This window comes from Pedobacter sp. ok626 (assembly GCF_900100435.1).
Lineage (GTDB): Bacteria > Bacteroidota > Bacteroidia > Sphingobacteriales > Sphingobacteriaceae > Pedobacter.
On record NZ_FNEX01000012.1, the window covers coordinates 82,942 to 102,959 of the forward strand.

Annotated in this window: 20 protein-coding genes; 8 read left to right on the top strand and 12 right to left on the bottom strand. The window is 40.8% G+C overall.

Translation table 11 applies throughout. The features are described from left to right. Positions 1-46 precede the first annotated feature (46 nt). Positions 47-619, top strand: a complete 573-nt coding sequence (gene nadD / locus BLS35_RS16795) for a nicotinate (nicotinamide) nucleotide adenylyltransferase (RefSeq protein ID WP_090783165.1) — start codon at positions 47-49, stop codon at positions 617-619. Here nadD and BLS35_RS16800 read toward each other — a convergent pair. Then, on the bottom strand, positions 616-1,323 hold the full coding sequence (locus BLS35_RS16800; protein ID WP_090783167.1) for an SAM-dependent methyltransferase: 708 nt from the start codon (positions 1,321-1,323) through the stop codon (positions 616-618). The two genes, nadD and BLS35_RS16800, sit on opposite strands and share 4 nt — an antisense overlap. A 302-nt stretch (positions 1,324-1,625) precedes the next feature. Here BLS35_RS16800 and BLS35_RS16805 point away from each other — a divergent pair, with 302 nt between their 5' ends. Continuing rightward, positions 1,626-3,008 carry a DUF6600 domain-containing protein gene (locus BLS35_RS16805; RefSeq protein ID WP_090783169.1) on the top strand — a complete coding sequence of 461 codons (1,383 nt, stop codon included), beginning with the start codon at positions 1,626-1,628 and terminating at the stop codon, positions 3,006-3,008. 60 nt (positions 3,009-3,068) lie between these two features. On the opposite strand, the gene BLS35_RS16810 is transcribed toward BLS35_RS16805, so the two are convergent. After that, a complete protein-coding gene (locus BLS35_RS16810; RefSeq protein WP_090783171.1) occupies positions 3,069-3,452 on the bottom strand; it encodes a winged helix-turn-helix transcriptional regulator in 384 nt (127 codons plus the stop codon). 95 nt (positions 3,453-3,547) lie between these two features. Between BLS35_RS16810 and BLS35_RS16815 the strand changes: the two genes are divergently transcribed. The 3 genes from BLS35_RS16815 to BLS35_RS16825 all read left to right on the top strand — a co-directional run bounded on the left by BLS35_RS16815 (position 3,548) and on the right by BLS35_RS16825 (position 6,856). Further along, positions 3,548-4,288, top strand: a complete 741-nt coding sequence (locus BLS35_RS16815; protein ID WP_090783174.1) for an SDR family NAD(P)-dependent oxidoreductase — start codon at positions 3,548-3,550, stop codon at positions 4,286-4,288. Positions 4,289-4,727: 439 nt separating this feature from the next. Beyond that, positions 4,728-4,988 carry a hypothetical protein gene (locus tag BLS35_RS16820; RefSeq protein ID WP_090783176.1) on the top strand — a complete coding sequence of 87 codons (261 nt, stop codon included), beginning with the start codon at positions 4,728-4,730 and terminating at the stop codon, positions 4,986-4,988. A 287-nt stretch (positions 4,989-5,275) separates the two neighbouring features. Then, positions 5,276-6,856: a peptide chain release factor 3 gene (locus BLS35_RS16825; protein WP_090783178.1), complete on the top strand. Its 1,581-nt coding sequence runs from the start codon at positions 5,276-5,278 to the stop codon at positions 6,854-6,856. A gap of 54 nt (positions 6,857-6,910) precedes the next feature. Here BLS35_RS16825 and argH read toward each other — a convergent pair whose 3' ends face one another. From argH to BLS35_RS16875, 10 genes are all read right to left on the bottom strand, one after another. Next, a complete protein-coding gene (gene argH, locus BLS35_RS16830; protein WP_090783180.1) occupies positions 6,911-8,242 on the bottom strand; it encodes an argininosuccinate lyase in 1,332 nt (443 codons plus the stop codon). A gap of 22 nt (positions 8,243-8,264) precedes the next feature. Next, entirely contained in the window at positions 8,265-9,332 is a 1,068-nt protein-coding gene (locus BLS35_RS16835; protein ID WP_090783441.1) for a M20 family metallo-hydrolase, read from the bottom strand. Positions 9,333-9,337: 5 nt separating this feature from the next. Next, positions 9,338-10,156: a pyrroline-5-carboxylate reductase gene (gene proC / locus BLS35_RS16840; protein ID WP_090783182.1), complete on the bottom strand. Its 819-nt coding sequence runs from the start codon at positions 10,154-10,156 to the stop codon at positions 9,338-9,340. A gap of 2 nt (positions 10,157-10,158) precedes the next feature. Next, positions 10,159-10,950 carry an acetylglutamate kinase gene (argB, locus tag BLS35_RS16845; RefSeq protein WP_090783184.1) on the bottom strand — a complete coding sequence of 264 codons (792 nt, stop codon included), beginning with the start codon at positions 10,948-10,950 and terminating at the stop codon, positions 10,159-10,161. 5 nt (positions 10,951-10,955) lie between these two features. Then, positions 10,956-11,918: a Rossmann-fold NAD(P)-binding domain-containing protein gene (locus BLS35_RS16850; RefSeq protein ID WP_090783186.1), complete on the bottom strand. Its 963-nt coding sequence runs from the start codon at positions 11,916-11,918 to the stop codon at positions 10,956-10,958. After that, entirely contained in the window at positions 11,915-13,048 is a 1,134-nt protein-coding gene (locus BLS35_RS16855; RefSeq protein WP_090783188.1) for an aspartate aminotransferase family protein, read from the bottom strand. Before BLS35_RS16855 ends, BLS35_RS16850 begins: the two co-directional genes overlap by 4 nt. A 93-nt stretch (positions 13,049-13,141) precedes the next feature. Beyond that, positions 13,142-14,110: an N-acetyl-gamma-glutamyl-phosphate reductase gene (gene argC, locus BLS35_RS16860; RefSeq protein ID WP_090783190.1), complete on the bottom strand. Its 969-nt coding sequence runs from the start codon at positions 14,108-14,110 to the stop codon at positions 13,142-13,144. Then, the gene (argG, locus tag BLS35_RS16865) at positions 14,103-15,293 is read right to left on the bottom strand and encodes an argininosuccinate synthase (RefSeq protein ID WP_090783192.1); all 1,191 of its coding nucleotides are present in this window, start codon (positions 15,291-15,293) and stop codon (positions 14,103-14,105) included. Before argG ends, argC begins: the two co-directional genes overlap by 8 nt. A gap of 13 nt (positions 15,294-15,306) precedes the next feature. After that, positions 15,307-16,011 (bottom strand): N-acetyltransferase, encoded by a 705-nt coding sequence (locus BLS35_RS16870; protein ID WP_090783194.1) that lies wholly within the window; start codon positions 16,009-16,011, stop codon positions 15,307-15,309. Between the two features lie 392 nt (positions 16,012-16,403). Continuing rightward, positions 16,404-17,606: an NAD(P)/FAD-dependent oxidoreductase gene (locus BLS35_RS16875; protein WP_090783196.1), complete on the bottom strand. Its 1,203-nt coding sequence runs from the start codon at positions 17,604-17,606 to the stop codon at positions 16,404-16,406. A 129-nt stretch (positions 17,607-17,735) separates the two neighbouring features. Here BLS35_RS16875 and BLS35_RS16880 point away from each other — a divergent pair, with 129 nt between their 5' ends. The 3 genes from BLS35_RS16880 to BLS35_RS16890 all read left to right on the top strand — a co-directional run bounded on the left by BLS35_RS16880 (position 17,736) and on the right by BLS35_RS16890 (position 19,967). Further along, positions 17,736-18,878 carry a M28 family metallopeptidase gene (locus BLS35_RS16880; RefSeq protein ID WP_090783198.1) on the top strand — a complete coding sequence of 381 codons (1,143 nt, stop codon included), beginning with the start codon at positions 17,736-17,738 and terminating at the stop codon, positions 18,876-18,878. Positions 18,879-18,955: 77 nt separating this feature from the next. After that, the gene (locus BLS35_RS16885; RefSeq protein ID WP_090783200.1) at positions 18,956-19,261 is read left to right on the top strand and encodes a YbaB/EbfC family nucleoid-associated protein; all 306 of its coding nucleotides are present in this window, start codon (positions 18,956-18,958) and stop codon (positions 19,259-19,261) included. A gap of 28 nt (positions 19,262-19,289) precedes the next feature. After that, positions 19,290-19,967: a metal-dependent hydrolase gene (locus BLS35_RS16890; RefSeq protein WP_090783202.1), complete on the top strand. Its 678-nt coding sequence runs from the start codon at positions 19,290-19,292 to the stop codon at positions 19,965-19,967. Positions 19,968-20,018: the final 51 nt, after the last annotated feature.

Genomic DNA, 20,018 nt, shown 5'->3' on the forward strand with positions numbered 1-20,018 from the left:
TGTGCGAAACAGCTCATCAACCTTTTAAAAACAATGATATAGACTGATGAAAACCGGACTCTTCTTTGGCTCGTTTAACCCCATTCATATTGGCCATTTAATTATAGCCAATTACATGGCCAGTTTTTCCGGACTCAAAGAAGTGTGGCTGGTGGTTTCGCCGCACAACCCATTAAAAAACAGAAACAGCCTTTCGAATATGTACGACAGGCTGGAAATGGCAAAGTTAGCAACAGAAACATCCGATCGGATTAAAGTCAGCGATATTGAATTTAGTCTACCCCAGCCCTCTTACACCATCGATACTTTAGCTTATTTACAAGAAAAATACCCTGGGAAAGAGTTTGCGCTGATTATGGGTGCTGATAATCTGGCCTCTTTCAAAAAGTGGAAAAACTACGAGGTTATTTTAAAAAACTACGAGATTTATGTCTATCCAAGACCGGGAGTCGACTTGACGGAATGGGCAGACCATCCATCAATTAAGATCACAGAGACTCCTCAAATGGATATTTCGTCAACCTTTATCCGCAAAGGAATTGCGGCTGGCAAAAATGTGCAGTACTTTGTCCCAGACAAAGTACTTTCATTTATCGACAGCAAAAACATGTACCGTTAAGCGTATATCAAAAATATAGTTGGCTTTTTATGGAGGTCAATACGCTCCTGCTTCCACTGACCAACCGACATCGTTTTTACAAACTCATCTTCTCCAGTTAAGTTACAGGCTACGCAAAGCTGCGTCTGTGCCGCTGTATTTTTTAGAATATCTTCAAAAAGGTGATTATTACGGAATGGTGTTTCAATAAAAATCTGAGTCTGCTTTTTAGCTTTCGCCAATTGCTCCAATTCTTTAATACGCTTTCCTCTTTCCACTTTATCAATTGGCAGATAACCATTAAAGGTAAAACTCTGCCCATTAAATCCTGATGCCATTAAAGCCAGCAAAATAGAACTTGGCCCTACCAAAGGCACAACCTTTATACCTCGCTTATGTGCTTCTAAAATTACATCAGCGCCTGGATCAGCAATTCCCGGACAACCCGCCTCACTCATCAGCCCCACATCTTTTCCCGTCATCAGCTCCTTAAAATAAGGCACCATAGAGTCATTGCGCTTATGTTTTCCATAATCATGGATGGTCAAATCGCTTTGCGGAATTGTTATTCCCGCTTCTTTTAAGAACTTCCGGGCAGTCTTCTCATTTTCAACAATATAAACACTTAAAGAGTTGATGGTGTCTCCAAGAAATGCAGTAAAAGATTTTTGAGCCGCATTTTCTGCCAGAGGAACAGGGATAAGAAATAAAGTACCTTTTGTCATTCGTAATATGATTTTGTCTGCAAAAGAAGAGAATTATTTGCGGTAAAGCGCATATTTCCTCATTTAAATAGTGTGGTCTATAAGTAATCTTAGCATTTAAACCCAGCCCTATCGCTTAAAAAACCTTAAATTGTATACAGTAATTTTAAATTAAAATGGGTCTAACCACAAGATAAGCAAATTTAATTAGGACGCCTAGAAACACTACAATGTAATATTTTAGTAGATACATTAAACTATTCGTAATTTTTGGAACTCAAATTGATACGTTAAAAGCGTTAGGTAAATTAAACACACACAAAATGAAAAACATGATCAAATTACCGGCTATAGTACTTGGGCTACTGCTCATGCTAACCGGGACAACACAAAAGGTTATGGCACAGGGAGACGATGTGTCGTTACAATCTTTTTATGATGAACTGTCTCCCTACGGAACCTGGATTCAGGATCCTCAATATGGTTACGTTTGGAGACCAGACGTAGGCCAGCAAAGCGATTTTAGACCTTATTACACAAATGGTCGTTGGGTAATGACTGAATACGGTAACACCTGGGTTTCGAATTATGATTGGGGTTGGGCACCGTTCCACTATGGAAGATGGGTTTACAACAACTACAATGAGTGGGTTTGGATTCCGGATACCACATGGGGACCGGCATGGGTAAGTTGGAGAAGTGGAGATGGATATTATGGATGGGCACCGATGGGTCCGGGCATGAACATCAACATCAGCTTTAACATCCCTTCTTTATGGTGGGTATTTATTCCGCAAAGGAATATCTATTACGACAGTTTCCCAAGGTACTATTCGCGCAGAAATACGGTTTACATAAACAACACTGTTATCATTAATAACACTTATGTACGCAACAGCAGAACTTATTATTCTGGCCCAAGGGCTGATGATATTAGACGTGCCACCAGACAGGATGTAAGGGTTTACAATTTAAATAACACTGGCAGACCGAGCCGAACTAACATCAGTGGGAACAGTGTAAATATTTATACGCCGAGACCTAGCAGAGGTAATTCGAATGTAAATGCAAGGCCAAGAGAAGCGATTAGACAAGAAGGTGCTACAGCGATAAGAGGCGATAGAAACCCTGCAGGGAATGGATCAGTAGCGACCGGTCGTCCTTCGAGAGGTGAAAACCAAGGGAATGTCAATAGGCCGAGTGTTACACGTCCAGAGGGAAATACAAGACCCACTGAAGGTAACAGTTCAAGACCGGGTAGGACTGAATATCCTCAAAATCCTGGATCTCGTCCTCAAAGGCCAGAAGGGGTAACACCAGGTAGGGAAAATCCGGCACAAAGGCCACAACAAGTTAACCCTTCGCAGCCGCAAGTAGAGCGCCCAACACGTCAGGAAAGACCGACACAACAGCCTCAAATGCAGCCGCAGCAACAACAAAGACCGGAAACGCCACGTCCAGAAAGACAGGAAAGACCTCAACGTCAGGAAAGCAGACCGGTTCAACAGCCTCAGCAGCAACAGCAAAGACCTGAAGCTCCACGTCCGCAAAGACAGGAACAGCCTCAGCGTCAGGAAAGCAGACCTGCACCGCAGCAACAGCAACAAAGGCCGGAGCGCGTACAACAGCAACAGCCTCAAAGAAGTAGTGAAGGCAGAGGCAATCAAGGTGGTGGTGAAAGACCAGCACGTGGTGGCAGAAATTAGCCAAACGAATCAATAGAATAGGGCGCCCAAAACCAGGGTGCCCTTTTTATTTGCCATAAACTAAAAGTCCGACACCACAATATCTGCATCCGGATTAACCTTGCTCCTATGCATATTGCCCCAGTCTGACATCGCTTTCAACATCGGCCTCATACTTAAACCGAGTGGGGTGAGTTCATATTCTACCCTTGGCGGAACCACCGGATATACCGTCCGCTTCACTACCTGGTCAGCTTCCAGTTCGCGCAATTGCGAAACCAACATCCTTTCAGAAATTTGTACTATCGAATTCTTCAAATCACTGTATCGCATGGTTTGGTGCATCAACCTGCAAAGTATCGCAGGCTTCCATCTCCCCCCTAATACAGATAAAGAATAGGCCATGCCGCAACTGTCGTTAATCTGTTTTTCATTGATAGTATTCGTAGATGATTCCTTTCTCATTTCTTACCTTTTTGTTAGTACCTGACAATTTAATGTATACCTATAAAAATATGCAATAGTATCTACTTTTGAATAGAAATCAATAACAAAATAGTATGAAACGTTTAGAAAACAAGATCGCATTTATTACCGGTGGTGGCCGTGGAATGGGTGCAGCGATAAGCAAAAGACTGGCAGAAGAAGGTGCAACGGTAGTATTAACCTATTCTAAATCCAAGGAAAAAGCAGAAGCGGTAGCCGCAGAAATTAAGGCGAATGGCGGGCAAGCCTCTGCTGTGAAAGCCGACAGTATTGACCCGAAAGCCTTAACCGCTGCTATCCAAAAAACCATTACAGAACTCGGCCCTATAGACATTTTGGTGAGTAATGCCGGAATCTACATTGGTAAGGAATTTGAATCTCATACACTCGAAGATTATGAGGAGATCATGGCGATAAACGTTCGAGCGATATATGTAGCAGCCCTCGCTGTGGCTCCTAGTATGCCCAATAATGGTAGAATCATCACTATTGGCAGCAACATGGCTGAGAACGCAGTCGGCCCTCAAACCACTTTATATACCATGAGTAAAGCCGCGCTTACAGGTTTTACGAGAGGGCTAGCCAGAGATCTGGGCGCTAAGGGCATTACTGTAAACCTTGTACAGCCGGGTCCAATTAATACCGACATGAACCCTTCAAATACCGACCTAGCCGATTTTTTGAGAAGCCGCATGGCACTTTCAGACTACGGAACAGGTGAAGATATTGCGGGCCTGGTTGCCTATCTGGCCAGTGAAGAAGGAAAGTTTATTACAGGTACTGCCATTACAATTGATGGGGGATTGAATGCCTAATATATAAGCCATTTAATACTATTAGTTAATTTTACAGAAATTATGTTTATTAATAATATTATATTTATCTTTAAAAAACGTAACAACTCATAAAACAAGGACAACTAAAAACCCGGCCAATGAAATAAAGAAACAGCACAACATATCGTTTACTTCTTAAATGAGGTATTAATTAGAGTCTCATCTTTCAAAATTCTGACAATATGAACCGAGACAATAGATTAATGCCCGTAACAAATATTGTTGTACTTTTGAAGGTGCACTATAGCGTTATGGGCTCTATTGTAATCCGCGGGTTCAAGGTCGTCAGAAGCCCGAAAGATGGCGGGTTTACGTAGAGTCTGCTATAGTACACCTTCGTTTCATTAAAAAACGAAATCCACCGCAAGCAACTCCTAAATCCTCGGAGACTCATTTTTTAAAGCTTAAAAATGAGCATATGAATCACCAACAGTATCTACACAAAAGACCATCCGGCGCCAAAGCTGAGCAACAAGAAGTTGCCAATGAAATTCTAAAATCTTTTTTTGCTGATTATCCAATAGACGATACTCTTGAATACCTTCGCCAAATGATGACGCAAAGTTATTATACCAAAAAAGAATTTTTGAATAACGTAGAACGAGCTAATTTGATCGCCTTCTATGAACATCTCCACCCCATGATTATGGCGACCAGTATCCTCTATGAAGGCAAATAGACCCTACATAAATTGAACCCAGAAACTAAACATGCTTAGGGAATAGTCCTCACATGATCCACACATTGGACACACTTTCTTCACAAAAAGGTACCTTTTTGTGGCTTTGGTGTGAAGGAGGTGTGAACCAGGTGTGAAGAAACCTTAACCTTGTGAAGGATTTAAAATCTTGCTCTTCCAATTTGGAAGAGCAAGATGGCCCAAATGCAATGCTTTTACGCAGGCACGAATTTTTATATATTATAATTATCTTTGCAGCCGCGTTGAACGCACAGGCTTAATTCTTTATGATTCACCCAGAAATAGAAAAACGAAAAACATTTGCCATTATCAGTCACCCCGATGCCGGTAAAACCACATTAACAGAAAAATTCCTGCTTTTTGGCGGTGCCATTAATACGGCTGGAGCGGTAAAACGCAATAAGGCCAACCAGAGCAATACTTCCGATTTTATGGAGATAGAGAAACAGCGTGGTATCTCTGTAGCTACTTCCGTAATGGGCTTTGAATATAGCGGTAAGCGTATCAATATCCTAGATACACCTGGTCACAAAGATTTTGCGGAAGACACTTACCGTACCTTATCGGCAGTAGATAGCGTAATCCTTGTTGTGGATTGTGTGAAGGGAGTTGAGGAACAAACAGAGAAACTAATGTCTGTTTGTAGAATGCGTAACACTCCGGTAATCATTTTTATCAATAAAATGGACCGTGAAGGTAAAGAAGCCTTCGATTTGCTAGACGAGATTGAAAATAAATTAAACATCAGCCTGTGTCCTTTATCTTGGCCAATTGGTCAGGGACACACCTTTAAAGGCGTATACAGCATATACAACAAACACTTAAACCTGTTTGAACCTGATAAATCAAAAATCAGTGCACCAGTAATTGAGGTGAACGACTTAAACGACGAGAATCTAAATAAGTTCTTAAAACCTAAAGAATTAGAAGGATTAAAAGGTGATTTGGAACTTGTACATGGCGTTTACGGCGATTTAGACAAAAGCATGTACATCGAAGGATTGTTGGCACCTGTGTTTTTTGGTAGTGCGATCAATAACTTTGGTATCAAAGAATTGTTGGATACGTTCATCAATATTGCTCCAAGTCCGAAAGGACGTGAGGCAGAGCAGCGTGAAGTAGCTGCAGAAGAAAAGAACTTTTCGGGCTTTGTATTTAAAATTCACGCCAACCTTGATCCAAAACACAGAGATAGAATTGCCTTCTTGAGGGTTTGCTCCGGCAAGTTTGAGCGTAATAAATTTTATTACCACACCCGTCAGGATAAGAAACTGAAATTCTCCAACCCAATGGATTTCATGGCCAACGAAAAAAGCATCGTTGAAGAAGCATGGCCAGGTGATGTGGTGGGTCTTTATGACAGCGGCAACTTTAAAATAGGCGACACCCTTACTGAAGGCGAGAAACTTCAATTTAAGGGCATTCCTAGCTTCTCTCCCGAGATATTTAAGGAGTTGGAGAACAGAGACCCGTTAAAAACAAAACAGCTGGAAAAAGGCATACAACAGCTTACAGAGGAAGGGGTAGCACAATTGTTTGTGATGCAGCCCGGAAATCGTAAGGTAGTTGGTGCAGTTGGTGAGCTTCAATTTGAAGTAATTGCCTTCCGTTTGGAACATGAATATGGTGCTAAGGCGGCTTTCAGGATGCTAAGCTACACACGTTCCAACTGGGTAACTTCAAAAGACAAGACTAAACTTGCTGAATTCCTGAAAAGGAAACAAGCACATATCGGTGAGGATAAAGACGGTAATCCGGTTTATCTGGCCGACAATGAGTTCATGATCAATATGACGATGCGGGATTATCCGGATATCGAATTCCATAAAACATCCGAGTTTAAATAACAAAAAACGCCTGTATTGATACAGGCGTTTTTTGTTATTACGTTAAAATCTTATTTACGCCAACAATTTCTCGATAGCCTGGTGTGTTTTTTCAAATTTAAACTGCGACAAGATCTCTGACATCATTTCTTCAATCTCCCCATTACAAAGATTTCCTATACTTCCTTCATGCGTATGATTTACCGCCTTACCAGGAGCAAAAGTGCCATTATCGATAGACTCGCCAACAATTTTATACGCTTCTCTAAAAGGAGTACCATTTAAGGCAAGCTCATTTACCACCTCTACGCTAAATAAATAAGCATACTTTTTATCATCCAGAATATGGTCTTTTACGGTAATGTTCTGAAGCATGAAAGTGGTCATCTCCAAACATTCATTCAAAGAAGTGATTGCAGGGAAAAGATTCTCTTTTAACAACTGCAAATCGCGATGATACCCTGAAGGCAGGTTTGTGATCATTAAGGCGATCTCATTTGGCAATGCCTGAATCTTATTACAACGTGAACGAATCAACTCAAATACATCAGGGTTCTTTTTGTGCGGCATGATGCTCGATCCTGTAGTTAACTCATCTGGGAAGCTGATAAACCCAAAATTCTGATTGATGAACAAGCAAACATCCATCGCCATTTTAGCTAGAGAAGCAGCAACGGAGGACATGGCCTGCGCCAAAATTCTTTCTGTCTTACCCCTACCCATCTGCGCATAAACCACATTGTAATTTAAGCGTTCAAAGCCTAGCAAAGCGGTAGTCATCGTTCTGTTTAAAGGAAAAGAAGAGCCATAACCAGCAGCAGAACCCAAAGGGTTTTTGTTACAGATTTTCCATGCGGCCAACATCAATTCCATATCATCCACCAAACTTTCGGCATAAGCACCAAACCATAGTCCAAACGAAGAAGGCATAGCAATTTGTAGGTGCGTATAGCCTGGCAGCAATTTATCCTTATGCGTATTGCTCAACGAAATCAGCTGTCCGAACAATACGTTGGTATTGCCCACCATTTCTTCGATGCAACTTCTGAAATAAAGTTTCAGATCAACTAAAACCTGATCATTACGCGAACGTCCGCTGTGTATTTTTTTACCGGCTTCTCCAATTCGTTGAGTTAACAACCACTCTACTTGGGAGTGTACATCTTCAACGGTATCTTCGATAACAAACTTTCCAGCCGCTATTTCAGTATAAATATTTTTAAGTTCCTTTTGAATCTCGGCAAGCTCATCGGCAGTAAGCAAGCCTATGCTTTCCAGCATTTCTACGTGAGCAAGTGAACCTAAAACATCAAAAGCTGCCATTTGTAAATCCAGTTCCCTGTCTTTACCCACTGTAAATGTTTCAATATCCTTATTTACATCAATATTTTTTTGCCAGATCTTCATGTGTCAATTTTTAAAATTTAATCTATTTGCCTCCAACTACTGGTTTCAGCATTGCGATATAAAGCTCGATACCTTCTTCAACTTCGTTGACATAGACATATTCATCAGCCATGTGCGACCGGGCAGAATCCCCAGGCCCAACTTTTAAAGAAGGAATGCTCAACAATGCCTGATCAGAGGTAGTAGGCGAACCATAGGTAGTACGGCCTAAAGCCAATCCAGCCTCAACTATTGGATGTGCTTTATCAATAGATGAAGGTTTTAATCGTGTAGAACGGGGCTGCACATCGCAATCCACATTTGTACGGATGATCTTTAACACCTCCTCATTTGTATAAGCATCTGTTACCCGCACATCAACGGTGAAAGTACAGGTTGCAGGCACAACATTGTGTTGAGAACCTGCATTGATAATGGTAACCGACATCTTTAAAGGACCAAAAACTTCAGACACCTTAGAAAAACGATAGTTTCGGAACCATTCAATATCCTTTAAAGCCTTGTAAATGGCGTTATCCCCTTCCTCTCGCGCCGCGTGCCCCGCTTTTCCGTGTGTAGTACAATCTAAAACCAGTAATCCCCTTTCGGCAATAGCCAGGTTCATTAGAGTAGGCTCACCCACAATAGCAAACTCCAGTTCACCTAAATCAGGCAGCACACATTCTAAGCCGTTACTACCAGATATTTCTTCCTCAGCTGTAGTGGCTAAGCAAATGTTATAATTTAATCCTTCCTGATCGTAGTAATAAAGAAAGGTCGCTATAAGCGATACAAGGCATCCTCCGGCATCATTACTACCCAAGCCATATAATTTACCGCCTTCAACCGCGGGATCGTAAGGATTGCGCGTATAACCTGTATTTGGCTTTACCGTGTCATGGTGCGAATTTAAAAGCAATGTCGGCTTAGCCGCATCAAAATGCTTGTTATAAGCCCATATATTATTCAATTTGCGATTGGTTTTTATCCCTTTCTGCTGCAAAAAATGCTCAATTGCATCAGCTGTTTTATCTTCTTCCTTGCTAAAGGATTGGATGCTAATCAATTGTTTCAGCAACTCTAAACTATCTTTTTGCAGTCCCGCTATCATCATATCTATTCTTTTGTATATAAAGCACCCGCTTTAATTGCTGAAAGTTTAATCCCCTTTATTAATGATGAGCTAAAGCCATTGTGCTCCATCTCGTTTAATCCTGCTATAGTACAGCCTTTAGGTGAAGTTACCTTATCAATTTCCTGCTCTGGGTGTGATTGCATCAATAATAGTAAGTCTGCAGCCCCTTTCGCAGTTTGTACAGCCATCTTTAAAGCTTCATCGGCATGGAAACCGATCTCTACTCCACCTTGCGACGCTGCTCTGATTGCTCTTAAAAAGAATGCAATACCACAGGCACATAAAGCGGTTGCCGAAGTCATAAGATCCTCGTTAATTTTAACCACAGAACCTACGGTTTCAAACATTCTGATTACCTCCGCCACATTCTCGGCAGTTGCATTATCAGTAGCCACGCAAGTCATAGACTGTCCAATGGCGATCGCAGTATTGGGCATCGCCCTAACCACCTGTACGCTTTCGCCCAATTTACTCCGGATGTCGATACAACTTACACCAGACGCTACAGAAATAAACACTTGTTTATCGGCATTAACAACGCCTTCTATTTGGGATAACAAGTTGTTTAATTGCTGTGGCAATACCGCCAGAACAACAATATCAGCATTTGCAACTACGGCCGCGTTGTCATCACTAACCACAAAACCCTGCTCGGCCAAAGCACTTAAGCCCGAAATATTCCTTCTGGTTAAGCTGATCTGTCCGGGTTCGGCATAATTAGATTTAACTAAGCCTTTGGCTAAAGAGATACCAATGTTTCCGCTTCCTAAAATAGCAATGCTGCCTTTAAACTTGTTCATAATTACTTTATTAATCTGGTTCCGAAATTATTTCCATTAATCTGTGGCAACTCATCAGCTTTACCAATGTATACGGCTGATACACCACTTTTTATTGCTTCAAAAGCATTATGCAATTTAGGGATCATTCCGCCCGAAACCACACCTTCACTTTTTAAAGTGTCAAACTGCTCCATCTTTATCTCTGTCACCAATGAACTATCGTCATCTATATCACGCATTACTCCCCGCTTTTCAAAGCAGTAGATTAACGAAGTTTCATATAAATCCGACATTGCCACCGCCACTGCCGAAGCAATGGTATCAGCATTTGTATTTAAAAGCTGTGTTTGCCCATCGTGGGTGATGGCGCAAAGCACCGGCACCAATCCCGCATCCAACAAGCTAGCCAGTGTTTTAGAGGAAACAGATGAAGCATCCAGATCACCTACAAAACCATAGTCTATATCCTTTACAGGTCGCTTTACCGCTTTTATGATGTTACCATCAGCACCAGTAAGCCCTATTGCGTTACAACCTTTTGCCTGTAACTGGGCAACCATGTTTTTATTAATTAAACCGGCATACACCATAGTTACCACTCGAAGTGTCTCTATATCAGTGATACGTCTACCTTCCACCATTTTGGCCTCTACGCCAAGCGAAACGCCCAGTTCCGTAGCAATTTTTCCACCACCGTGAATTAAAATCTTGTCGCCCGGAAGCGCAGTAAAGTCCAGTAAAAACCGATGTAGTTTTTCCGAATCGTCAATAACGTTACCCCCGATTTTAATTACACTTAGTTTCTTTTTCATATGCCTTATAGTTTCTCAAGCATTTGCTTTAATACCGCCTGCGCTGCCCATAAGCGATTTCCCGCTTCGTGGATCACCAATGAATTAGGGCCGTCCAATATTTCTGACGAAAGCTCCAAATCGCGGCGAACTGGTAAGCAATGCATTACCTTAGCATCGTTAGTCGGTTTTAATTTATCATTGGTAAGCATCCAGCCTTCTGGATAAGGCAATACTTTACCATATTCCTTGTAGCTAGACCAGTTCTTAACGTAGATATAGTCTGCACCGGCCAAAGCCTCATCGAGGTTGTGGGTAATATTGGCTCCAGGTGTAAAATCTTCATTTAACTCGTAACCACTAGGCTGAGCAATGGTAAAATCAAGCATTTCTTCTTGCTGCGCTTTACACATCCACTCCGCAAAAGAATTAGGTACCGCCTGTGGCAATGCTTTAATGTGTGGTGCCCAAGCTAAAACAACTTTAGGTTTGGCAGTTCCTTTCCAGGTTTCTTTGATCGTAACCAGATCCGCCAAACTCTGCAAAGGATGACGGGTAGCGCTTTCTAAGCTAACCACTGGAACCTTACAATATTTTATAAATTTATTGAAAAAGTCTTCGTTATAATCCTCTTCACGGTTCAACAATTTAGGAAAAGAGCGCAAGCCCAGCACATCACAGTACTGCCCCATTACAGCGGCAGCCTCCCGAATATGCTCTACGGTAGTTCCGTCCATCACTATACCATCTTGAGTTTCTAGTGCCCAACCTTCTTTATCCATGTTCATCACCATCACATTCATCCCTAAATTAAGGGCAGCTTTTTGGGTGCTTAAACGAGTACGTAAACTTGGGTTTAAAAAAACCAGACCCAGGGTTTTATTTTTACCCAGGTGCTGGTGTGCGTATGGGCTTTCCTTAAGTGCCAATGCATCTTTAACCAATTGGCCGATGTCTTGCACATCATTTACTGAGGTGAATTGGTTCATCCTTTTAAAGCGGTTTTAAAATCATTCAAAAATTGATCTGCCAGATCCTTAGTTAAATTTAAAGCAGGCAATAGTCTGATTACATTAGGCTTTGCCTCTCCAGTAAAGATTTTATGTTTAAATAGTAAGTCTTTTTTTACGTTTGGAAGGGTTTCAGGAAGTTCTATTCCGATCATTAAGCCACGACCACGCACTTCTTTTATTCCTTCTATTTGCTTTAATTCATTGATCAGATAAGTACCAACCTCTTCCGCATTTTTTAACAGATTATCCTGTTCAATAATTTCCAAAACTGCCAATGCAGCTGCGCAAGCTAAATGGTTACCACCAAAAGTAGTACCCAACATACCATGCCAAGGCTTAAACTTAGGCGCAATAGAAATCCCTCCTATCGGGAAACCATTACCCATTCCCTTTGCCATGGTATAGATGTCGGCATCAACACCGGCGTAATCATGCGAGTAGAATTTACCCGTTCTGCCGTAACCGCACTGCACACTATCCGCAATATAAACGGCATTGTACTGTTCACAAAGTGAACGGATTTTTTGTAAAAAGCTAACAGAAGCCTCTTTAATACCACCAACACCTTGTATGCCTTCGATGATTACGGCTGTAATTTCATTTCCGTATTCTGCAAAAGCATTTGCCAGAGCAGCTTCATCATTATGAGGTAAGAAAATAACGTTGTCAGTTTCATTTACCGGAGCGATAATCTTAGGATTGTCTGTTGCAGAAACCGCTAAAGAAGTTCTGCCGTGAAAAGCCCCTTTAAAAGCTATTACCTTTTTTCTTCCATTGTAAAAAGAGGCCAACTTTAGCGCATTTTCGTTCGCTTCGGCTCCTGAATTACATAAAAATAGCTGAAAATCGGTCTTTCCCGAAACTTTACCTAGTTTTTCAGCTAGTTCTACTTGTAAAGGAATAAGCACAGAATTAGAGTAAAAGCCGACCTTATTAAGCTGATCAGTTAAGCGTTTTACATAATGTGGGTGAGTATGGCCAATAGAGATTACGGCATGACCGCCATATAGATCTAAATATTCTTGACCATTAGCATCCCATACTTTACTACCAGATGCTTTTACTATTTCAATATTATTTAATGGGTATACGTCGAATAAGTTCATTTTATCTAATTTTTTAAGGATTAAGGATTCCCGTCCGTTATGCTAAAAATCGGCACAAAGACGGCACATAAAAGAGCGTTGAGAACGTTCAAACTAAAATGCTACTGCCTTTAGCCGGAGTCCTTCGGTCTCTTCCAATCCAAAAATTAAATTCATATTCTGCACTGCTTGTCCGCTTGCACCCTTTAACAGGTTATCTATGATACTTACAATAAACAGCTTGGTACCATGTTTTTCTACATGTACAACTGCTTTATTGGTATTTATTACCTGTTTTAAATCGATATTCATTTTGCTTACGTGCGTAAACGGATGCTTAGCATAATAATCACGGTAAATACGTTGCGCTTCTTCGGCTGTCAGATCGCTTTCCAAATACATCGCCGCTAAAATACCCCTTGTAAAATCGCCACGTTGAGGGATAAAGTTCAATACCTGCTCAAACTTTTTATTTAGCTGTCTAAGGCTTTCACCGATCTCATTTAGATGCTGGTGTTCGAATGCCTTATAAACTGACAAGTTGTTATTGCGCCAGCTAAAGTGTGATGTTCCCGACAAGCCTTGTCCCGCACCTGTTGATCCGGTTGTTGCATTGATATGTATTTCGTTTTTCAGCAAGCCTTTAGCAGCCAGTGGAAGCAAGCCTAATTGAATGCAAGTTGCAAAACAACCAGGGTTAGCAATAAAATTACTGTTTTTTATAGCTTCTCTGTTCAGCTCTGGCAAACCATAAGCCCAGCGCGTACCCGCATTCACTTTCAATCTGAAATCCTGACTTAAATCAATGATCTTGATCGCTTTGTTAATGTCGTTGTTCTCTAGAAACAGTTTCGAATCCCCATGTCCAAGGCACAGAAATAACACATCAATATCAGAAGTAAGCGAAGGAGAAAAACGCAAATCCGTATCGCCAAGTAAATCGGTATGCACATCAGAAACCAGGTTTCCAGCATTGCTCTTACTGTGTACGAATTTAATTTCTACAGAAGGGTGATTGATCAGGATGCGAACTAATTCACCTCCTGTATATCCTGCACCACCAACTATACCTGCTCTAATCATGTCCGTTTACTTTATGCCAGATCATTACCTGGTTACCAAAAATCTTAGAAAATCCTTTTACATCCTCGCCACTCCATGCATTATTCATTTCGCCATAACTACCAAATTTATTGCTCATTAAGTCATGCTCAGACTCAATACCAATAATATTGAAGCGATAAGGCAACAATTCTACAAATACCGTTCCGCTAACGACTTTCTGAGTATCAGTTAAGAAAGCTTCGATGTTGCGCATAATTGGGTCATGAAATTGACCTTCATGCAACCAGTTGCCATAAAAAGTAGACAATTGTTCTTTCCACGAAAGCTGCCATTTGGTTAACGTATGTTTTTCAAGCGTATGGTGTGCTTTGATAATTACGATTGGAGCCGCAGCTTCAAAACCCACACGTCCTTTGATACCAATAATTGTATCACCAACATGGATATCTCTACCGATGCCATACGGCTGTGCAATGGCTTGCAATTTTTGAATAGCCTGAACTGGTGCCAAGGTTTCGCCATCAATACCAACTAACTCTCCTTTTTCAAAAGCTAGGCTAAGTTTACGTGGTTTTGTTTCAGAAACTTGTGTAGGCCATGCTTCTTCAGGTAAAGTCTCGTTAGAAGTTAAAGTTTCTTTTCCGCCAACTGAAGTTCCCCATAGTCCTTTATTGATCGAGTATCTCGCTTTTTCAGCGCTATACTCCACACCATGTGCATTCAGGTATTCTATTTCCGCTTCGCGGGATAATTTTAAATCTCTAATTGGTGTAATGATCTCTACATTAGGAATGATGATATTAAAGATCATATCAAAACGTACCTGATCATTACCTGCGCCTGTACTACCGTGGGCTACGTAATCAGCACCAATCTTTTTAACGTAGTTGGCAATAGCTGTTGCCTGACTTACACGTTCTGCACTAACAGAAAGTGGGTAGGTAGCATTTTTTAATACATTACCGAAAACCAGGTATTTAATACAGCCGTTATAATAATTTGTAGTTTCGTCAACTACAGCATGAGAAACTACACCAAGAGCGTAAGCGCGCTTTTCAATTTCCTGTAATTCCTCATCAGAAAAACCTCCTGTATTTACAATAACAGAATGAACCTCAAGTCCACGGTCCTGAGCAAGGTAAATGCAACAAAATGAGGTATCTAAACCTCCGCTAAAAGCTAAAACAACTTTCTTCTTCATCTTAATATAACAGCTATTTAAATAAAACACTAAACAATAGAAACAGGGATTTAGGACCCTTCTTACCTGGAGATTTGGTCTTAAGCACTAATCTTTGCTTAATACGCATAAAGCGTTCGTACAACTTCGGCTTTTTATGCAGTTCCTCAGCAAACTTCTTTGCTACGTCGTGCTTTTGTTCCACTGGGTCGTACAACATTGCGGTGCACATACAATTTTTGCGTTCCTTCATTTTTAATATTTCGAAGTTAACACAACTTTGGCAACCTTTCCAAAATTCCTCATCCTGAGTAAGTTCAGAATAAGTAACGGGCTCGTAGCCAAGATCGGAATTGATCTTCATTACAGCCAGCCCCGTTGTTAAGCCAAATATCTTGGCTTTTGGATACTTCTGTCGAGAAAGCTCAAAGATTTTTTCCTTAATGGCATGTGCTAAACCTGCCTTACGGTATTTAGGACTAACAATAAGTCCAGAATTGGCCACAAACTGTCCGTGAGTCCATGTTTCTATGTAGCAGAATCCTGCCCATGAGCCATCTTTATGAAATGCAATAACGGATTTACCGTCAACCATTTTCCCCGCTACGTACTCCGGAGAGCGTTTAGCAATACCTGTTCCTCGTGCTTTAGCCGATTCAGCCATCTCCTCACAGATTTCTTCTGCAAAGACACGATGTTCAGGAAGTGCAACCTGCACTATAAAATCGTTTATATTCATTAATATGATAACGAAAAAATATAAATGTTTTGATTAATTGTTTTTTGAGAGGCAATCCTCTTCGTAAATGACCTGGTATAAGGGATTTACTCAGATCCGCGGCGTATAGGTTTGCCGGTTCGTAGTCACAAAAAACACGGGTTGTAAACGTTCAATAAACAGACTCCTTGAAGCAATATTCTTTGCTTCAACAATAGAAAGTTTATGCGTTGCGTGTTTGATCATTTTCTGCGTATAATAAATATTTGAATGAGTTGAGGCGCAAAGGTTTAAATAAATATCGAATTGTGCAATACGTTTTTAATTTTTTTACATTTTTCGGTCATTCTCAAACCATTAAACCCCTTAAAAAAAGGAATTTCATCATTTAATAATAAAAACGTGTATTTGTCTTAACGTCCGAACCTAAAATAATGGGATAAAAGATTGGGCATTCCGTCCATCATATCAATAATCATCTCTGCTCCAGTTACCGAAAAAGTGATGCCATTACCACCAAAGCCCAAAAGAAAATAGCTATCCGGAAATTTGGGATGTTGACCAATATAAGGCAGACCATCTTTTGTTTCGCCGAAAGTACCGCACCAGCAGAAATCCTCTATAAACGTCACATCTGGAAGATATTTCTTCAGTGTTTTGGTCAACCGATCTTTCTTTTTGCAAAGCAACAGATCACGCTTTATTGCATTTTTAAAATCTACATCTTCTCCGCCAACAAGCAACCGCCCATCGTCCGTTGTACGCATGTACAGGTACGGCGCATCAGTATTCCAGAATAAGGTTTTATTACAGAATGAGGTATGCTTATTCTCTTTCTCACTAATAATCGCATAAGTACTTTTTAAATTCACAATTTTATCTGGCAGCATATTCTGGGTCTCATACCCCGTACAATAGATGATCTTTTTAGCACGAATTTCTGCGCCGGTCTGTACCTGCACCTTAACCCCATCCTTTTCATACTTTACCTTTTTCAACTCGGTCTTATCAAATACCCTTAAACCCTTTTCGGTATTGTAGTGCAGTAGATCATGCGTCAGGCGAAAAGCATCCACGCTTCCACCATCTTCTGACAAAATACCTCCTTCGGCCACCAGCCCATAGGCTGTATATAATTGCTGCTTTTCCAACCACTTCACAACAAAGCCCGCAGCCTCACGAGTCTCGAATTCGGTTTTCAACCATTTTACATCTTTACTATTGCCCGCAAAATAAACGGACTGTTTTTTTTCAAAGCCACATCCTGATTGAATTTCATTTACCACACTATGCAGGCTCTCTATAGCATCCCTACAAGACAGATAACTGGCAATAGCACCTTGCTCCCCTATCATCTGCTTCAGTTTATATAAAGGAATATCTATTTCATATTGGAGCATTGATGTGGTCGCCGAAGTGCTGCCGTTGGCAATCTCCCTTTTATCGATTAAAACTGTTTTATAGCCCTTTTTTATAGCAGCATGAGCCATTAGCGCCCCCGTTATACCACCGCCAACAATTAACACCTCTGTATCTATATCTTCCCGCAGAGAGGGATAAGAGTGCTTTATTCCATTTTTTACCAGCCAAAAAGGTTCATTCGATCGTACATCCATAATTTTAATTGATGCTTTTATAACACAAAATGGCCAATTCTGTTTGATTTAGCCTAGATCACAGCATATTTAATCCGTTTTTATATATTTACCCTAAGACAACGAAACCCTAGACCCAAACCATTTAATATGAAGAAGTGCCTAATCATTCTATGCCTTATTATCCCTGGGATAGCTTTTTCCCAAGACATTAAGTTAACCAGAACTATCTTAGATACGCTCACCTCCAAAACAATGTGGGGACGAGGATATACCAATAATGGACTTGGCAAGGCAGCTGATTATATCAGTGCTCAATTTAAGGCGTATGGATTAAGTCCGATGGACGGAAAAACATTTAAGCAGGATTTCTCGTTCCCTGTCAATACATTTCCGGGCAGCATGGAACTCAAAATAAATGGCAAATCCCTTATCGCCGGGAAGGACTTTATAGTCAAACCCGAAAGTATGGGCGGAAAAGCGAGTGGTAAGCTGGAACAGAAAGATAGCTCAACATTCATTTCTTCAACAGACCAAGTTGTCATAACCTTGAAAGATAAACTGACCTGGTCTGTAAGTACTAAACTGACAGACCATACCGAGATTCAAGTCATTAAATCGGCCATAACAACACCGGAAAATTTTGATATAAATATCGAAAACAGCTTTATCCCAGAGTTTAAGGCAGAGAACATCTGTGGACTAGTCAAAGGAACTGCACACCCCGACTCCATAGTTGTATTCACAGCTCATTATGATCATTTAGGCGGCATGGGAAGTACAACTTATTTCCCCGGTGCAAATGACAATGCCAGTGGGGTATCCTTTTTGTTGAGTATGGCCAAATATTATGCAGCTAATCCCGCACCCTATACCATGGCATTTATCTGCTTTGCGGGAGAAGAGGCGGGATTAATTGGCTCTAAGTACTTTACAGAAAACCCTCTGGTCGACCTGAGTAAAATCCGCTTTCTAATTAACATAGACATGGTTGGAACCGGAGAAACGGGAATTACTGTGGTTAATGCAACGGTCTACCCAAAGGAATTTACGCTGCTAAACCAGATTAACGACGCCAATAATTACCTCGCAAAAATTAAATCCAGAGGCAAAGCGCCAAACAGCGATCACTACTTTTTTTCAGAAAAAGGGGTCCCTGCTTTCTTTATTTACACCACTGGCGGCATAGCAGCATATCACAACATTTACGATCTACCAGGCACTCTCCCCTTTACTAAATACGACGATCTTTTTAAGTTATTTATCGATTTTAATAGCAAACTGATGAAATAAAGCTTCTTTTTCATTTTAATCGGTATAGTTTAAACCAATTTCCTTTAATTTCGTTGTTATAAAAAAACAACCTGATTATGTTCGATAAATTGATGGCGGCACAACAAAAGGCCGATGAAATAAAAAAACGCCTGGATACAATTTCTGTTTTTGCTGAAGTTGAAGGTGGCGCTATACGCATTACTGCCACTGCAAATAAAGCAATTACATCTGTAGAAATTAACGAAGATTTTTACAAACAGGCAGATAAAGAAGAGTTAGAAGAGTTACTACTTACAGCCATAAACAAAGCCTTAGCACAGGCTGATCAGGTAAGCGCTACAGAAATGCAAGCTGCAACAAAGGATATGTTTGGTGGTCTTGGTGGTATGTTTGGACAATAATACGCACGCTTACTAATAAAAAACACAGATGAAGTATACTTATTATGGCCAATCTTGCTTTATGCTTGAAGCTGATGGCAAAAAGTTTCTTTTTGATCCTTTTATCACCCACAACCCTCTAGCGAAGCACATTGATATCAAAGGTATTGAGGCCGACTATATCCTTGTTAGCCACGGACACGGTGATCATGTTGCCGATTTAGTAGCAATTGCAAACCAAACCAAAGCGCAAGTAATTGCCGTCGTTGAGGTTGCCGACTGGATCAAAAAACAGGGTGTACAAAATGTCACTGATGTAAATTTTGGCAAAGCTAAATTTGACTTTGGGATGCTACGGACGGTATGGGCTACGCATTCAAGTAGTAATCCGGATGGCAGTTATGGTGGTAACCCTGCCGGTTTTGTACTGGAGCTAGGTGGAAAAACGATATACTATTCGGGAGATACGGCACTAACCGTTGAGATGAAAATTCTGGCAGACTTATATAATTTAGATTATGCCATACTTCCTATTGGTGGTCATTATACAATGGATGCCGATGATGCCGTAGTGGCTACAAAATATATTGACTGTGATAGAGTGATTGGCGTACATTACAACACTTTCCCGCCAATCCAGATAGACACTGAAGCCGCAATGGCCAAGTTTAAAAGAGAGAACAAGTTGCTGTTTTTACCGGGAATTGGTGAAACGATTGAACTTTAGTTGCAAAATATGCTATTCAAAAATAGCCTGATCACAATTGAATGATCAGGC